This is a genomic window from Corynebacterium sp. NML 120412, assembly GCF_002285155.1.
Taxonomy (GTDB): domain Bacteria; phylum Actinomycetota; class Actinomycetes; order Mycobacteriales; family Mycobacteriaceae; genus Corynebacterium; species Corynebacterium gottingense.
In genome coordinates, this window is the sequence record NZ_NSGL01000002.1 from 178,707 (window position 1) to 192,458 (window position 13,752).

Annotated in this window: 16 protein-coding genes; 6 read left to right on the forward strand and 10 right to left on the reverse strand. The window is 67.3% G+C overall.

Annotated features, from left to right (window positions below; translation table 11 throughout):
- On the forward strand, positions 1–747 hold the full coding sequence (locus CKJ84_RS07835; RefSeq protein WP_095275501.1) for an isoprenyl transferase: 747 nt from the start codon (positions 1–3) through the stop codon (positions 745–747).
- Between the two features lie 2 nt (positions 748–749).
- On the opposite strand, the gene CKJ84_RS07840 is transcribed toward CKJ84_RS07835, so the two are convergent.
- Both CKJ84_RS07840 and CKJ84_RS07845 read right to left on the reverse strand, forming a co-directional pair.
- Entirely contained in the window at positions 750–1,199 is a 450-nt protein-coding gene (locus CKJ84_RS07840; protein WP_095546540.1) for a Fur family transcriptional regulator, read from the reverse strand.
- A gap of 20 nt (positions 1,200–1,219) precedes the next feature.
- On the reverse strand, positions 1,220–1,726 hold the full coding sequence (locus CKJ84_RS07845) for a helix-turn-helix transcriptional regulator (RefSeq protein ID WP_233125596.1): 507 nt from the start codon (positions 1,724–1,726) through the stop codon (positions 1,220–1,222).
- A 199-nt stretch (positions 1,727–1,925) separates the two neighbouring features.
- Here CKJ84_RS07845 and CKJ84_RS07850 point away from each other — a divergent pair, with 199 nt between their 5' ends.
- Genes CKJ84_RS07850 through CKJ84_RS07860 form a run of 3 tightly spaced genes read left to right on the forward strand, consistent with a single transcriptional unit; the run spans position 1,926 to position 4,245 of the window.
- Positions 1,926–3,308 (forward strand): glycine--tRNA ligase, encoded by a 1,383-nt coding sequence (locus CKJ84_RS07850; protein WP_095535447.1) that lies wholly within the window; start codon positions 1,926–1,928, stop codon positions 3,306–3,308.
- 5 nt (positions 3,309–3,313) lie between these two features.
- The gene (locus tag CKJ84_RS07855) at positions 3,314–3,820 is read left to right on the forward strand and encodes a hypothetical protein (protein WP_095546541.1); all 507 of its coding nucleotides are present in this window, start codon (positions 3,314–3,316) and stop codon (positions 3,818–3,820) included.
- Complete coding sequence (locus CKJ84_RS07860) at positions 3,817–4,245, forward strand: hypothetical protein (RefSeq protein WP_095275505.1); 429 nt, start codon at positions 3,817–3,819, stop codon at positions 4,243–4,245. The genes CKJ84_RS07855 and CKJ84_RS07860 overlap by 4 nt, the downstream gene beginning before the upstream one ends.
- A gap of 7 nt (positions 4,246–4,252) precedes the next feature.
- On the opposite strand, the gene CKJ84_RS12230 is transcribed toward CKJ84_RS07860, so the two are convergent.
- Both CKJ84_RS12230 and CKJ84_RS07865 read right to left on the reverse strand, forming a co-directional pair.
- Positions 4,253–4,420 (reverse strand): hypothetical protein, encoded by a 168-nt coding sequence (locus tag CKJ84_RS12230; protein WP_158221683.1) that lies wholly within the window; start codon positions 4,418–4,420, stop codon positions 4,253–4,255.
- Between the two features lie 144 nt (positions 4,421–4,564).
- Positions 4,565–6,565 (reverse strand): TPM domain-containing protein, encoded by a 2,001-nt coding sequence (locus tag CKJ84_RS07865; RefSeq protein ID WP_095546542.1) that lies wholly within the window; start codon positions 6,563–6,565, stop codon positions 4,565–4,567.
- Between the two features lie 56 nt (positions 6,566–6,621).
- Between CKJ84_RS07865 and CKJ84_RS07870 the strand changes: the two genes are divergently transcribed.
- Positions 6,622–7,893, forward strand: coding sequence for a deoxyguanosinetriphosphate triphosphohydrolase (locus CKJ84_RS07870; RefSeq protein ID WP_095546543.1), 1,272 nt, complete (start codon positions 6,622–6,624; stop codon positions 7,891–7,893).
- A 6-nt stretch (positions 7,894–7,899) separates the two neighbouring features.
- Here CKJ84_RS07870 and CKJ84_RS07875 read toward each other — a convergent pair whose 3' ends face one another.
- The 4 genes from CKJ84_RS07875 to CKJ84_RS07890 form a co-directional block, all read right to left on the reverse strand.
- A complete protein-coding gene (locus CKJ84_RS07875) occupies positions 7,900–8,829 on the reverse strand; it encodes an ArsA family ATPase (RefSeq protein ID WP_198949262.1) in 930 nt (309 codons plus the stop codon).
- The gene (locus tag CKJ84_RS07880; RefSeq protein WP_095275508.1) at positions 8,820–9,074 is read right to left on the reverse strand and encodes a cory-CC-star protein; all 255 of its coding nucleotides are present in this window, start codon (positions 9,072–9,074) and stop codon (positions 8,820–8,822) included. Before CKJ84_RS07880 ends, CKJ84_RS07875 begins: the two co-directional genes overlap by 10 nt.
- A complete protein-coding gene (locus CKJ84_RS07885; RefSeq protein WP_095546544.1) occupies positions 9,061–10,746 on the reverse strand; it encodes a carbon starvation protein A in 1,686 nt (561 codons plus the stop codon). The genes CKJ84_RS07880 and CKJ84_RS07885 overlap by 14 nt, the downstream gene beginning before the upstream one ends.
- Before the next feature lie 109 nt (positions 10,747–10,855).
- Positions 10,856–12,091: an esterase-like activity of phytase family protein gene (locus CKJ84_RS07890; RefSeq protein WP_095537295.1), complete on the reverse strand. Its 1,236-nt coding sequence runs from the start codon at positions 12,089–12,091 to the stop codon at positions 10,856–10,858.
- 144 nt (positions 12,092–12,235) lie between these two features.
- On the opposite strand from CKJ84_RS07890, the gene CKJ84_RS07895 reads away from it, so the two are divergent.
- Complete coding sequence (locus CKJ84_RS07895) at positions 12,236–13,087, forward strand: hypothetical protein (protein ID WP_095546545.1); 852 nt, start codon at positions 12,236–12,238, stop codon at positions 13,085–13,087.
- Here the strand turns inward: CKJ84_RS07895 and CKJ84_RS07900 are convergent, their stop codons facing one another.
- Together CKJ84_RS07900 and CKJ84_RS07905 are read right to left on the reverse strand one after the other, a co-directional pair.
- Positions 13,088–13,351, reverse strand: coding sequence for a hypothetical protein (locus CKJ84_RS07900; protein WP_095535455.1), 264 nt, complete (start codon positions 13,349–13,351; stop codon positions 13,088–13,090). It lies immediately after the preceding gene.
- Positions 13,344–13,745 carry a ribonuclease domain-containing protein gene (locus CKJ84_RS07905; RefSeq protein WP_095546546.1) on the reverse strand — a complete coding sequence of 134 codons (402 nt, stop codon included), beginning with the start codon at positions 13,743–13,745 and terminating at the stop codon, positions 13,344–13,346. Before CKJ84_RS07905 ends, CKJ84_RS07900 begins: the two co-directional genes overlap by 8 nt.
- Between the last annotated feature and the right edge of the window lie 7 nt (positions 13,746–13,752).

A 13,752-nucleotide genomic window follows, 5' to 3' on the forward strand; every position in this document is an offset into this window, starting at 1 on the left:
ATGACTTTGCGCCAGATCGATCCGGAATTCATCCCCCGCCACATCGCACTCGTGATGGACGGCAACGGCCGTTGGGCGCAGCAGCGCGGCATGAAGCGCACCGAGGGGCACAAGCGCGGCGAGGCAGTGCTCATGGACTGTGTCGATGCCTGCATCGAGATGGGCACGATCGAGTGGCTGTCGGCCTACGCGTTTTCTACGGAAAACTGGCGCCGCGCGGCGTCCGAGGTCCGCTTCATCCTCGGCTTTTCCCGCGACGTGCTGCACCGCCAGCGCGACGAGCTGAACGAGAAAAACGTCCGCATCGTCTGGGCCGGCCGGCGCCCGCGCCTTTGGCGCTCGGTGCTGCGCGAGCTGGAAGCGGCCGAGGAGCTGACCCAGGACAACACCGGACTGACGCTCGCGATGTGCATCAATTACGGCGGCAGGGCAGAGATTATCGACGGCGCACGCCAGCTCGCCACTGACGCTCGTGACGGCAAGATCCGCCCGCAGGACATCAACGAGCAGACGTTTTCCAAGTACCTCTACCGGCCCGACATGCCGGACGTGGACTTGTTCCTGCGCCCCAGCGGCGAGCAGCGCACCTCGAACTTCCTGCTCTGGCAGTCGGCCTACGCGGAGATGGTCTACCAGGACAAGCTGTTCCCGGACTTTACCAAGGACGACCTGTTCGAGGCGGTCTACGAGTACGCCAAGCGCGACCGGCGCTTCGGCGGCGCGGTGGATAAGTTTGCGGAGAAGTAAGGTTACGCGTTGGCGTCGAGAAGCTTCCTGCACTCGGCGCAGATGCCGTAGATCTCGGCGTCGTGGGCGACCAGCCGGTAGCCATACGAGTTCGCGGTTTCGCGCGCCCAGTCTTCGATGGGCCCGCCGTCGATCTCCTCGCTGCGGCCGCACTTCGTGCACACGAGGTGATGGTGGTGGTGCTCGGTGAGGCAGTGGCGGAAGAGCGTCTCGCCGTCGGCGTTCTGGAGCACGTCGACGGCGTCGATCTCCGCGAGCGACTGCAGCGTGCGATACACGGTGGTCAGGCCGACCTTCTCTCCACGCGCATCCAGCTCGGCGTGGATTTCTTTGGCGGTGGCGAACTTATCGACGTCGCGCAGCGTCTCCACCACCGCCGTGCGCTGGCGCGTCATGCGCGCTCCGAGTTTGGGGATGGGCTCCTTCGGCGTCCTCTGGTGCTGCTGTGCCATACCTATCTACGGTAGCGCGGCTACTCCACCGGCTGCCGCGGGGTCTGCGGAACGATCCCGGGGTCCGCGGTGGGAGCCACGGTGGGGGACATCGTTGGTGGGGCCACGATCGCCGCGCCCATGCCGGCGCCCGCGCCGGGGGAGGTCGGCGCATCGCCGTGTTCGCGCGCGCTGCGCTTCTCGGCCAGATCGTCGCGCTCGGCGTTCGCTTCCTCTGCCTCCTTGGTCACCCGAGTGGCGGCCCGGGAGAGCGCGAAGATGACCTCTCCGGCCTCCGGGACCACAAGGCTGTAGACCACCTCTCGGCCGGAGCGCGAGGAGGTGACCAGCCCGGCGGACTTGAGCACGCGGAGGTGCTGCGAAATTAGCGGCTGCGACTTTTTCAGGTCGGCCACCAGCTCGTGGACCACGTGATCGCCGTTGTACAGCATGAGCAAAATCTGCAGCCGCAGCTCGGAGTTCAGCGCGCTGATGAGCTCCGCGGTTGCGTCGAGGTTTGCTGGGGCGCTTCGTTTACGTCGTGCCAAGGCGCCGCCCCTTTCTAATCGCTGTGGGCGTTCTCAGGATTCTCAGTTTAGGAAATTCGCGGGGCTTTTGCCAGTTTCTTGCCCACCGGCTTGAGCGGGCGTGGGGTATTCGCGCGGTGCGCGCCCCATGCGCATACGCCGGGCGTGCCCTGGGCTACACTGGCACCGTTACCCGAAACCGGATTACAGGAGGCTATCCGTGCCCGCCAGCAAGATCGATACCGTTGTCAACCTCTGCAAACGCCGTGGACTCGTGTTCCCCGCGGGCGAGATTTACGGCGGTACGCGCTCGGCATGGGACTACGGCCCGCTGGGCGTAGAGCTGAAGGAAAACATTAAGCGCCAGTGGTGGCGCCACATGGTGCAGTCCCGCGACGACGTCGTGGGCGTGGACACGTCCGTGATCCAGCCGCGCCAGGTGTGGGTGTCTTCCGGCCACGTCGAGGTCTTCACGGACCCGCTGGTGGAGTCCCGCCACACCGGCAAGCGCTACCGCGCCGATCATCTCATCGAGGCGTACGAGGAGAAGCACGGCCACGAGCCGGAGAACGGCCTGGCAGACATCAACGACCCGGAGACCGGCCAGCCCGGCGACTGGACCGAGCCGAAGGCGTTCTCCGGTCTGCTCAAAACCTTCCTGGGCCCGGTGGATGATGAGCAGGGCCTGCACTACCTGCGCCCCGAGACCGCCCAGGGCATCTTCGTGAACTTCAAGAACGTGATGACCTCGTCGCGTATGAAGCCGCCGTTCGGCATCGCCAACATTGGCAAGTCCTTCCGCAACGAGATCACCCCGGGCAACTTCATCTTCCGCACCCGCGAGTTCGAGCAGATGGAGATGGAGTTCTTTGTCAAGCCGGGCGAGGATGAAGAGTGGCACCAGTACTGGATTGATGACCGCTACAACTGGTACGTCGACCTGGGCATCAAGGAGGAGAACCTCCGCCTCTACGAGCACCCGAAAGAGAAGCTGTCGCACTACTCCAAGCGCACCGTCGACGTGGAGTACGCCTTCGGCTTCAAGGGCTCCAAGTGGGGCGAGCTGGAGGGCGTGGCCAACCGCACGGACTACGACCTCTCGGTGCACGCGAAGGGCTCCGGCGAGGACCTGTCCTACTACGACCAGGCCAACGAAGAACGCTGGATCCCCTACGTCATCGAGCCGGCCGCCGGCCTGGGCCGTTCCATGATGGCCTTCCTGGTGGACGCGTACGACGAGGAGGAGGCGCCAAACGCCAAGGGCGGCACCGACAAGCGCGTCGTTCTGCGCCTGGACCGCCGCCTGGCTCCGGTGAAGGTGGCAGTGCTGCCGCTGTCCAAGAAGGAGGAGCTGTCCGTCCCCGCCCGCGAGCTGTCGAACACGCTGCGCAAGCACTGGAATGTCGACTTTGACACCTCCGGCGCGATCGGCCGCCGCTACCGCCGCCAGGACGAGATCGGTACGCCGTTCTGCGTCACCTACGACTTCGACACCCTCGAGGACAACGCGGTCACTGTCCGCGAGCGCGACACGATGGAGCAGGAGCGCGTGAAGATCGACGAGCTCGAGGCCTACCTCGCCGCCCGCCTGATCGGGGCATAGGCACGATGCACTACGTCAGCTGGGACCGCTCGGATCGGGACAACCTGAAGTTGCTCGCCGAGGCAGGCCCCGAGGTGCTCGGCGAGTTCACGCACGACCGCGCCGTCGTGGCGGGACAGCAGTGGGAGCTGCTCGCGTCGCCCGAGTCGGGTGCGGTGGCGACGCGAGGCGGCACCGAGTTCGTGCGTGCGCACGATTCGCTGAAGCGCGCCAAGCAGATCCGCGTCGACGTGGAGGGACGCACCTACCAGATGGTCGCGGAGACCTCGAAAAACTGGATCGTCGACGACGCCTCCGGCACGAAGGTCGCCCAGTTCACCTCCGATCACAACGGCGTGCGCAAGGCCATCCTGGAGTTCGAGGGCGAGACCGAGCTTTCGCTTCTCGACGTCGCTGCGCTCGCCTGGGTCTCCCGCGAAATCTTGGAGGCGCGCAAGATCGTCTCCTCCAACGTGCTGATCGCAACGCTCCTGCTCTTCTCGCTTGTTGCCGTGCTAGTGTTCGTGCTGTGATTTGGCGCGACAACCTGCTGATCCGCGAGGACGATGACCCGCCCGCCGAGGGCGGCGCGCGCCTCGCTGCGGTGGAGGACGGCACGCTGCGCTTCGGCGCCACGCCCCTCCGCTTCACCAGCGGCAACCCGGCTGACCTGCGCGCTGAGGGCGCGCACGGCGAGCAGTTCGCGGTCCGCAAAACGTCGTTCACCGTCGCGCGCTACGCCGCGGACTGCAACGGCGCCGCATACGAGCTCAACCGGACAGGGCTGCGCCCGCGCCGCGAGATCGTTGACGCCCAGGGGAACATCGTCGCGCTGACCGTCGCGCGCGCGAACGGCGATCTCGCGGTCACCGTCCCGCGGGAGATCACCTTGGACATCGTGTTCATGACGTGGTGCCTGACGCTTATCGACGCCCCCGTGCGCCGCACCCGCTACTGATCCACCCCTACTCGGCGTCGTCCGGCGAGCCGACGTAGATGCTCTCGCCCCGGCGCAACGCCGACACGAGCTGCGCCAGTGTTTCGCGCGCCGCAGCCGAACTGGAGCAGCGGCGGAGTGCGTCGAGCTCGTTGAGGTCTTCGGGGGTGAGTTGCGTGGTGATAAGCGCCCTCATCGTGAAAACCTCCCGCTTCCGCTCGTGGTGGCTGGCTGGCTAGTGTTTGCCAACCAAAGCTTATGTGGCTCTAATGTATCGCAGCTGTGATTCAGACACTACGGAACCCCGGGCGTTGTAGCAACGGGACACCTGTCTGTGCTGCTAGAACGTGCCGCCGCGGCCAATGTTGCCGCCTCCGCCACCGCCGGAGAAGCCGCCGCCACCGCCACCGCCGCCAAAGCCGCCGCTGAGAATCGCGCCCCACATGGCTGCGCGCGCGATGTCGCCGGCGGTCTGGCGGTTCTGCTGGGAGCGGTAGTGGTCCACGTCGTCCTTGGCCGCCTGGTAGGCGCGCCGCGCGGTGTCCGTGGCGGCGCGGGCGAAGTCGATCGCGCCGCGGGTGTCGCTGGTCCGCCGCTGGTGTGCCTCGGCGTACTGGCGCTGGGACTCGGCAAGCAGGGAGCGCGGGTGCGAGCCGATGATGCGGCCGCGGGAGCGGATGAGGTCTTCAGCCGACTGGATCTGGGTCGTGGCCACCTGCATTTGCTGGGTAAACAGCTGGAGGGCGCGAGATTGGTCGTTGGCCACGCCCTTGGCGCGGTCCAGCTCGGCGTCGATGCGCCCGTCCAGGTCCGTCAGCTCGGTATAGAGGGCGAGCGGATCGGTCTCAGCGCGGTCGCCCATTTGCGACAGGGCCTCGCGGGCCTGCGCGGCGATGGTGTCCAGGGACGCGACGTCGATACGCGCGCCCTGCTGCGTAGAGCCCTTGACCTGGTCGATCTCGCGCAGCTCGCCCTCGATCTCCTTGATCAGCGCGGGCAGGTTGTGCTGCGCCTTGGCCAGGTTGTCCTCGGCGTGCTCGATGGCAGCGAGGTTGGTGTCGGCGACCTTGACGGCTTGGGTGGCGGTGGCGAGGACGTCGATAAGCGCGCCCTGCTGGCCCGCGGGCTTCGCGGCGAGCGCGCTGGCCTCGCTCAGCTGTTTCTCGGCTTCCGCGAGCGAGGACTCGGCGACGTCGACGTTGTCATCGATCGAGTGCAGCATCCCGTCGTTGTGGCGGCTGCGCAGCTCCTCCAGCGTCGCCTTCGCCGGCTCGATGCGCGCGCGGATGTCGATGGTGCGGGCGCGAAGCGCGTTAACCTCTTCGTCGGCGCGCATGAGCGTGCCGCGCATGGCGTTGAACTCATCCGTCTTCGCCTTGAGCGCCTCCTCGGCCTTGCCGCAGCTGGAGATGATGTCAATGAGCATGGCGCGCTTTTCCGGCTCGGTCTCCGGGATGGCGTCGTAGAGCTTCTGGTGGGTGTGGAACGCGCGCTGCAGCGTGGAGGTCGCCTGGTTCATCGCCGAGGTGAACGGGCGCACGCGCTCGGCGCCGAACTCCGCGGACGCCACCTGCAGCTCCTCCTTGCCCTGCGTGATCGACTCGTCGGCGGCGACGAGGGCGTCGCGCGCCACCTGCTCGAGCGTCGGCGTGGGCAGGCGTCCGAGCGAATCGGTGTCGCCGGGCGTGAGCGCCTTGGCAGACTCGAGCTGCTTCGCGTTCTGCTTCTTGGTGTTGCGGCGCGACGCTACGTAGGCGCCGCCGCCGGCGAGTGTGAGCACGCCGATGCCGCCCGCGGCCCAGCCGGCGCCCGAGCTACCGTCGGAACCGCCGCTGATTGCGGCCTCAGCCGCAGCGGTGCCGGCGCCCGCCCAGTCCTCGGCGGACAGCTTCTCGTAGGCGGCCGCGTCCATCGCGTCGATGTCCTTCTGCGCCCAGTCGTTGCCGCCGAAGACGCCGTAGTCGCGCTCGTCGGGTGCGACGACCAGCACGGCGGTGTTCGGGCCGTTCGCGGCGGCGGCCTGCTCCGCCCACTGCGGGCCGGTCAGGTTGCCCAGCGAGCTCGTGTACACCACGCGCAGCGAGAGGTGCTTCTCCTGGCTCACCTTCGACACGGCGTCCTTGACGCTGGCCAGCTCTGCCTCGGAGAGCACACCCGCCTCGTCCGTGACGGGCTGCGCGAGCTTGCCCGGCGCCGTCGCGGTGTCCACGGCCTGCGCGAGGACGGCCGGTGCGTCGGGGGTTGGCGGGGTGGCGTGGGCGGCGGTCATGGGGGCGTCGATAAGCAATGCCCCGGCGATGAGCGGCGCGGTTGCCACGATGCGTACATAGCGCGAATTCATGCCAACTAGGGTAGTCGCAACCGGGGAACGCGCGCTGCAGCCTTTACGCTTGGGGCGTGTACACCTATACAACTGAGGATTTCGCCCGCCGCGCGCCAGAGGCCCCGAAGCAGGCGCAGATCGCGCCCGAGCAGGACACGCGCGACGCCTTCGCGCGCGACCGGGCCCGCGTGCTGCACTCCGCCGCGCTGCGCCGGCTTGCGGATAAGACGCAGGTGGTCGGCCCCCGCGACGGCGACACCCCGCGCACGCGCCTGACGCACTCGCTGGAGGTCGCGCAGATCGCGCGCGGGATCGGCACCCGCCTCGGCCTGCACCCCGACCTGTGCGAAATGGCCGGCCTGACCCACGACATCGGCCACCCGCCCTACGGCCACAACGGGGAAAACGCGCTCAACGCCGTGGCGCCCTGCGGCTTCGAGGGCAACGCGCAGACCCTGCGCATCCTCGCGCGCCTCGAGCCCAAAGTGCTTATCGACGCCACCTCATACGGACTCAACCTCACCCGGGCCTCCCTCGACGCCGCCGTGAAGTACCCGCGCACCCGCACCAACGCGGACGGCACGATCAACCGCAAGTACTCGGCCTACGACGAGGACGCGGACGTGCTCGCCTGGGCGCGCGCCGGGCACACCGACGACCGCCCGCCGATGGAAGCCCAGGTGATGGATTTTTCCGACGACATCGCCTACTCCGTCCACGACGTGGAGGACGGCATCGTCTCCGGCCGCGTCTCGCTGCAGGTGCTGTGGGACTTCGTGGAGCTTGCCGCGCTGGCGCAGAAGGGCGCGGACGCCTTCGGCGGCACGGCGGACCAGCTCATCGACGCCGCCGATCGCCTCCGCTCCCTGCCCGCCATCGCCGCGGCCGCGGACTTCGACTTCACGCTGCGGTCCTGGACGGGGCTGAAGTCCCTGACCTCGCAGCTGGTGGGGCGCTACGTCGGCGCGGTCACGGAGGCCACGCTTGCGAGTGCAGCGAACCAGGAACTCGTCACGGGGCTCGGCCGGGCGCACGGCGACCTCGTCGTCCCGCCCGACGCGGAGGCCGAGGTCCGCCTGCTCAAGACGGTCGCCGTCCTCTACGTGATGGACCTGCCAGCCCACATCGCGCGCCAGGACCGGCAGCGCGAGCGCATCTTCCGCGTTCACGAGTACCTGCGCGCCGGCGCGCCCGGCACGCTGGACACCGTGTTCCGCGCCTGGTTCGAGGCCGCGGACACGGACCTGGAGCGCGAGCGGGTGATCGTGGACCAGATCGCTTCCATGACAGAGTCGCGCCTGGAGCGCGTGGCAGACAAGGCTGCCGCCTTCGACGGGTTCCTGTAGCTCCGCCTAGAGCCGCTCGGCGATCTGCCCGAGCGCCTCGCGCGTGCCGATTTCGCCCGGGAGCCACGGCAGCTCCACCACCGGCACAGGTAAGTCGAGGAGCGCGAGCGCCTGCGCTTCCACGCCCCGCCGCCCCTCCAGGAACGCCCCCGCCTCATCTGGCGTGCGCCGGTTCACAATCGCGCTTCCCACGTGCACCCCGTTCGCGGTGAGCTCCTCGTAGAACTCCATCGACTCCATCACGGGCAGGCGCTCGGCGGTGAGCACGATGTGGAAGACGCACTCGGCGGGATCGGTGAGCACGGCGCGCAGGCGCTCGAACTTGCGGCGACGGGCGAGCAGTGTGGAGCGGATCTGCTGGTTGCGGCGGTCGACGGGCGACCCGCCGCTAGAATCGCCGCCCATGCCGCGGACGAGGTCGCTGAACTTGTCCGACTTGTCGCGCCGCTCGAGCAGCCCGTCGGTGTAGGCGGCCAAGAGCTCCGGCAGCGCCACGAGCCGGGAGGTGTGGCCGGAGGGGGCGGTGTCGAAGATGAGGTTGTCGTACTCGGACCCAGCAACCAGGTCGGCGATGCGCTCGAGCAGCGCCGCCTCGTGCATGCCGGGGGAGTGGCGCGACATTTCCAGGTGCCGGTCCACTTCGCGGTGGAGGCGCTCCGGCATCATCGCGCGCATGGAGCCGCCGACGGCGCGCAGGTGCTGCTGCGTGATGGCGGCCGGGTCGAGCTCGATGGCGTCGAGGCGTGGCTCGAGGGTGACGGGGGCGTCGTGAAGCGCCTCGCCCCAGATGTGGCCGAGGTTGTGGGCGGGGTCGGTGGAGACGAGCAAGACGCGGCGACCGCGCGCGGCGAGGCGGACGGCGGTGGCGGCGGAGATGGTGGTTTTGCCCACGCCGCCTTTGCCGCCGAAGAACATGACTGGTGCGTCTAGCAGCATGAGATCCCGTCGAGTGGTGAGCGTTCCATGCCCATGCGGGTGTGCCAGGCGTGGAAGTCATCGTACAGCAGCGGCAGCAACTCGAGCGTGTAGTAGCTGGCCGGGTTGGGGATGCCGAGCGTTTCCGACGCCACGAGCAGCGTGAACAGGTCGTCCTCCTCGCGGGCTGCGCGGGCGAACTCGCGGCGGTACGGCGCCTGGTAGAACTCGCTGAGGCCCGCCCCGAGGCGCTTAAGCAGTTGCATACTCGTCGTCCCAGGTCATCGCGGGCTCGCGGCGCGCCTTGCTAATCGACGCCACCGCCTCAACCACCACCCACACGGCCGCAACAATGATGATGACGTCGATGCCCAGCAGCAGCCAGTTGCCGGCCTCGAAGAGCGTGCGCAGCTGCAGCACGGCGGCCCAGAGCGACATGAGGGTGACAAACACCAGCGGGATGAGCAGCGGCAGGGTGGGGCGGCGCAGCTTGGTCAGGATGACCACCAGGACGGACAGGGTGAGGCCGGCCATGAGCTGGTTGGTGGTGCCGAACAGCGGCCAGATGATCATGCCGCCGGAGCCGTCCATGCCGGTGGAGAACGTCAGGCCCAGTGCGGCGCCGACGGCGATGATGGTGGCGACCAGGCCGGAGAGCTTCACGCCCATGATCTCGGCGATCTCGCCGACGACCATGCGCTGCAGTCGCACGCCGGAGTCCATGGTGGTGGCGGCGAACAGGACGGCCATGGTGGCCAGGATGGTGGCGGACAGGGAGGTCGGGATGCCGAGGCCCTCGTTCATGAGCGCGCCGCCGCCCTCGACGAACGCGTTGACGCCGCCCGCGTTCCACTCGTTGTACACGCTTTCCCAGTCGGCGAGCGTCTTGTAGCCGGCGGTGGTGGCGACGATGGTGCCCAGGGAGAGCAGGCCCTCGCCGACGGCGCCGAAGTAGCCGACGAAGCGCGCGTCCGTCTCCTTGTCCAGCTGCTTGGCCGACGTGCCCGAGGCGACGATGCCGTGGAAGCCGGAGACGGCGCCGCACGCGATGGTGACGAACAGGAGCGGGAAGATGTTCGGGGTGCCGGCGGGGACGGCGTCATTGAGCGTCGGCGCGACGATCTCCGGACGGACGATGAAGAACGAGCCGTACAGGATGAAGAGGCCGACGAACAGCTGCAGGCCGTTGATGTAGTCGCGCGGCTGCAGCAGCACCCACACCGGCAGCAGCGAGGCGATGAAGGCGTAGACGAAGAGCAGGATGATCCACACGCCTCGGTCCGGGATGCCCATGACCGTTTCCGGCAGGGCGACGGGGAAGCGGTCGCCGAGCACGATGAGCGCGTAGAGCGCGGCCACGCCGACCAGCGAGACCAGCGGCAGGTTCCACTTGAGGCGGTAAATTGCCTGGCCGATCAGGACGGCGACGATAATCGCGCCCCACGTGGGGATGACCGCCGACGGCGTGGCGATGAGCAGGTTCGAAATCACCACGGCGAACGCGGTGTTCACCATGAGCAGCAGCAGGAAAATGACCACGAGGAAGAGGTTGCGCCCGCGCGCACCGATGTAGCGCCCGGACAGCGTGCCAATCGACTGGCCCTTGTGCCTTTGCGACGCCCACAGCGCCCCCAAGTCGTGCATCCCCGCAAAGAACACGGTGCCGAGTGTGACCCACAGAAACGCCGGTAGCCACCCCCAGATCACGGCGACGGCCGGTCCGATGATCGGCGCCGCGCCCGCCACGGAGGTGAAGTGGTGGCCCCACAGGACGTACTTGTTGGTGGGCACGTAGTCCACGCCGTCCTCCATGGTGTGCGCCGGCGTGCGGAACGTGTCCGATAGCTTGAACACGCTGCGGCCGAGGAACCTGGAGTACAGCAGGTAGCCGGCCACCATCATGGCGAGTCCGATGATGACGAGGAGTAGCGAGTTCATACGCCAACTTTCTTTCCGTGGTTCGTGTCACAACTGTGAGAAGTATGCCACACATCACACGGCGTGGTGCAAAGTGGGGGGCGTTGCTTATCGACGCTCCCCCGCCCCCTTACGGCACAAGAACTGTGTGAAATAGTGTTGACTGTGTGTCGTTGAAATTGTCGTCGACAGCAATGTGGAGGGTACGGCGGCCGTCATCCAGCATTGGCCCCCATGAAAGTGCCTCGACGTTGTCGGGCTGCGGTGGGTTGTCGGCGAAGTCGTACACCAATTCTTTAGTTGCGAGCTGCTCAGTCCCGTCGAGCGTGTCCTTGCCGAGAACATCGTCCGCGCCGCTGAGTGTGAGTCGGTAAATCTCTCCGCGGACTTCGCCGCTTTTTCCCAGCTCAGGGTAGAACCCGCGCTCAAGGACATAGAGCGACCCGTCTTCTGCCTCGAGCACGGATGTGATTCCGCGACCGGGGTTCGCGCGTACCGCGTACTCGTGAGTGGCGTTTCCGTTGGCCAGGTTATATTCGGTGATGCGATTGACTGAGCTGTGCTTCGGATCGTTGCTGGTCCCGTCTTGCGCGAGCGCATTCTCATTGATTGTCAGCGCGGTTGTACCACCATCCGCCAATGTCATTGCTTCCGGTCCGTTGTTGTGGTGGATGCCCTTCGTGTCGTGTCCATCGGGGAAGTGGTATGCGGGTGGATTGATTCGGCGGACTTCGCGACCAGCAGCGGTCGACTCAATCAGTTGCGGTGGAGCGACCTGTCCCTCGCGCGCGTCTCCCTCGGTGGTCCACAACAAGTTGCCATTGGGCAGCTGGCGAATCTCTTCCGCGTCGATGAATTCGGTGTAGTCGGAGCCGTCAGGAAGCGTGAGGCGCACCTCACCTTCATGCGCGAACCTGCGATGATCCTGAGTAGTGAAGATGTATGCGCGGATAGGGCCGTGTTCATGCTTGTCATCGGAAATTGCGATGTATCGCCCATCCTCGAGCTGATCCATGCCGCTGAGCCCGCCGATCGCGGGGTCATGCTCAGTCGCACTGAAGTCAAAACGACTGACGTACTCTGCACTTGGGAGATCGCTGGATGACACTCCCTCTTCGTTCTTCTCTGCCCCTGCGGCCAGAAGCACCTGAATGGCTACAGTGAGCGCGCCGCCTATGAGCACGCCGATACCGGCAACGGCGGCGACAGCCGCCGTAACCGGCACCGTTACTTCGCCTACGTGAAGCGAAGTGCCGTTCTGGCCGACCGTGACCGGAACCGCAGCACTCGGGTCTGCAGTGGCTGTGACTGGCGAGAGCGCGATCGAAGCTGAGACCCCTAACGCGATGACGGTACGACTACGCATGCGTGACTCCTTTGAGAGATACAAATGTAATATCTCACACCTTAAAACCGTCCCTGGAACATGCAACTTGGCCACAGCCACCGTTACGCTCCTACCGCAACTCCCGATACAACAAGTAGACGGCTCACAGAAAGGACACGCACCATGCGCACTTCATACCTCCCCGCCTTCTCCGCCGCGGCCCTCGCCGCCGCAGCCCTTGTCGCCCCGCACGCCACGGCCGCGGAGCTCGCGCCCAAGGGCGAGGCGTCCTGCACGCTCACGATGACCGCCGCCGAGCGCGCCTACGCCGACTCCTTCAAGAGCGAGGAAAAGGACCTGGGCGGCAAGCGGATCGCCGGCACGTGGGTCCGCGCCATCGAGGACGTCTACCCCGAGGCTAGCGCCTACAACGACCTCGACCTCCTGCAGAAGGTCATGCCCCGCAGCCTGGCGGAGCACTACCTGGAGGTGCGCGGGTCCGAGTCCGCCGCCGACGTCCCGTTCGGCCCGACCGCCGAGGCGGTCGCGGGCCTGGGCGCCGTCAACGCCGCCGATAACACGGCCACCACCACTGCGGGGGACCGCGAAAACGGGCGCTCGCTGACGCAGCAGCTCCAGGCCGCGTTCCCCGGGCTGGCCAAGGACAAGGCGGATTCGCTGGCGTACGTGCTGCAAAACGACGCCACCGGCAAGTACTTCAACGACCGTCTGGCCTACCACCAAGCGCTCGAGCAGGCGGAGCTGCGCTGCCACGACCTGCGTGCCGGTAGCGCGAAGCTGGCTAACGTCGACCTGCCCACTGCGGATCCCGTGCAGAGCGCGCCCGCGCCGGGCAGCTCGCAGCCGCACCGGGGCGAGGCGTCGTCGGCAGGCGCGACCGCAGGCGTGGTGGTGTTCTCCCTGCTCGCGGCGCTGGGCGTGTCGCTCGCGATCGTGGCCGCGGTGGGTCCCCAGCTCGGCATCGCGCTGCCGGAGTTCCCGGACCTCTCGGACCTCGCGAATATCCAGGTCTAGCTAGCGCACCAGCTCGACGCGGTTGTCGCGGAAGACGGCCGCGACCTTGCGCGTCTCATCCGCCGGCAGGTGCCAGTCGCAGGCGACCACGCGCGCCGGCCGCGCCTCGCGCAGTAGGTCGGCGAGGCCGTCGAGGTTGCGCGGCGCCGGGCGCTCGGGCCCGAACACCGCGACGGAGATCGCCCCGGCAACGTCCGCGACCGTGTGCACCGGCGCGGTGAGCAGCACCGGGTTTCGGTTCCGTCCGTGTCCTGTCCTATACATCTTGAACCTCCTCCACCTGGCAGAAGCTCTCGTAGTGGTCGGCGGTGTAGTACCACACCTCGGGGGTCTCGTCGCCGGCGCCGCCGTCGTTGTCGCGGCTTCCGGTGATGATGCGCCGCGCGCCGCGGTGCGACACACCCGGCGTGTCCACGGTGAACTCGCGGTAGAAGCCCAAGTCCTCATCGGGGAGTACGCCCTCGTAGTTGCCAAAGCGGGCGTTGTCGTTGTCGGGGTAGGGGAACGGCCCGCCACGCTGCACGAGCGAGATCGTCTCGCGGGCCTCTTGCGGGAGGTTTTCGCAGGTTGGGACGGTGGGGGACGCGGGGGCGTCGATAAGCGAGCATGCGCTGAGCACGCCCGCGAGTGCGACGACAAGCTTTTTCACGCCACGCATTGTTGCA

Coding starts and splice junctions, on each gene's coding strand:
- CKJ84_RS07835 (WP_095275501.1), top strand. CDS start 1: ATGACTTTGCGCCAGATCGATCCGGAATTCATCCCCCGCCACATCGCA.
- CKJ84_RS07840 (WP_095546540.1), bottom strand. CDS start 1,199: ATGGCACAGCAGCACCAGAGGACGCCGAAGGAGCCCATCCCCAAACTC.
- CKJ84_RS07855 (WP_095546541.1), top strand. CDS start 3,314: ATGCACTACGTCAGCTGGGACCGCTCGGATCGGGACAACCTGAAGTTG.
- CKJ84_RS12230 (WP_158221683.1), bottom strand. CDS start 4,420: ATGAGGGCGCTTATCACCACGCAACTCACCCCCGAAGACCTCAACGAG.
- CKJ84_RS07865 (WP_095546542.1), bottom strand. CDS start 6,565: ATGAATTCGCGCTATGTACGCATCGTGGCAACCGCGCCGCTCATCGCC.
- CKJ84_RS07875 (WP_198949262.1), bottom strand. CDS start 8,829: ATGCTGCTAGACGCACCAGTCATGTTCTTCGGCGGCAAAGGCGGCGTG.
- CKJ84_RS07880 (WP_095275508.1), bottom strand. CDS start 9,074: ATGCAACTGCTTAAGCGCCTCGGGGCGGGCCTCAGCGAGTTCTACCAG.
- CKJ84_RS07885 (WP_095546544.1), bottom strand. CDS start 10,746: ATGAACTCGCTACTCCTCGTCATCATCGGACTCGCCATGATGGTGGCC.
- CKJ84_RS07890 (WP_095537295.1), bottom strand. CDS start 12,091: ATGCGTAGTCGTACCGTCATCGCGTTAGGGGTCTCAGCTTCGATCGCG.
- CKJ84_RS07895 (WP_095546545.1), top strand. CDS start 12,236: ATGCGCACTTCATACCTCCCCGCCTTCTCCGCCGCGGCCCTCGCCGCC.
- CKJ84_RS07900 (WP_095535455.1), bottom strand. CDS start 13,351: ATGTATAGGACAGGACACGGACGGAACCGAAACCCGGTGCTGCTCACC.
- CKJ84_RS07905 (WP_095546546.1), bottom strand. CDS start 13,745: ATGCGTGGCGTGAAAAAGCTTGTCGTCGCACTCGCGGGCGTGCTCAGC.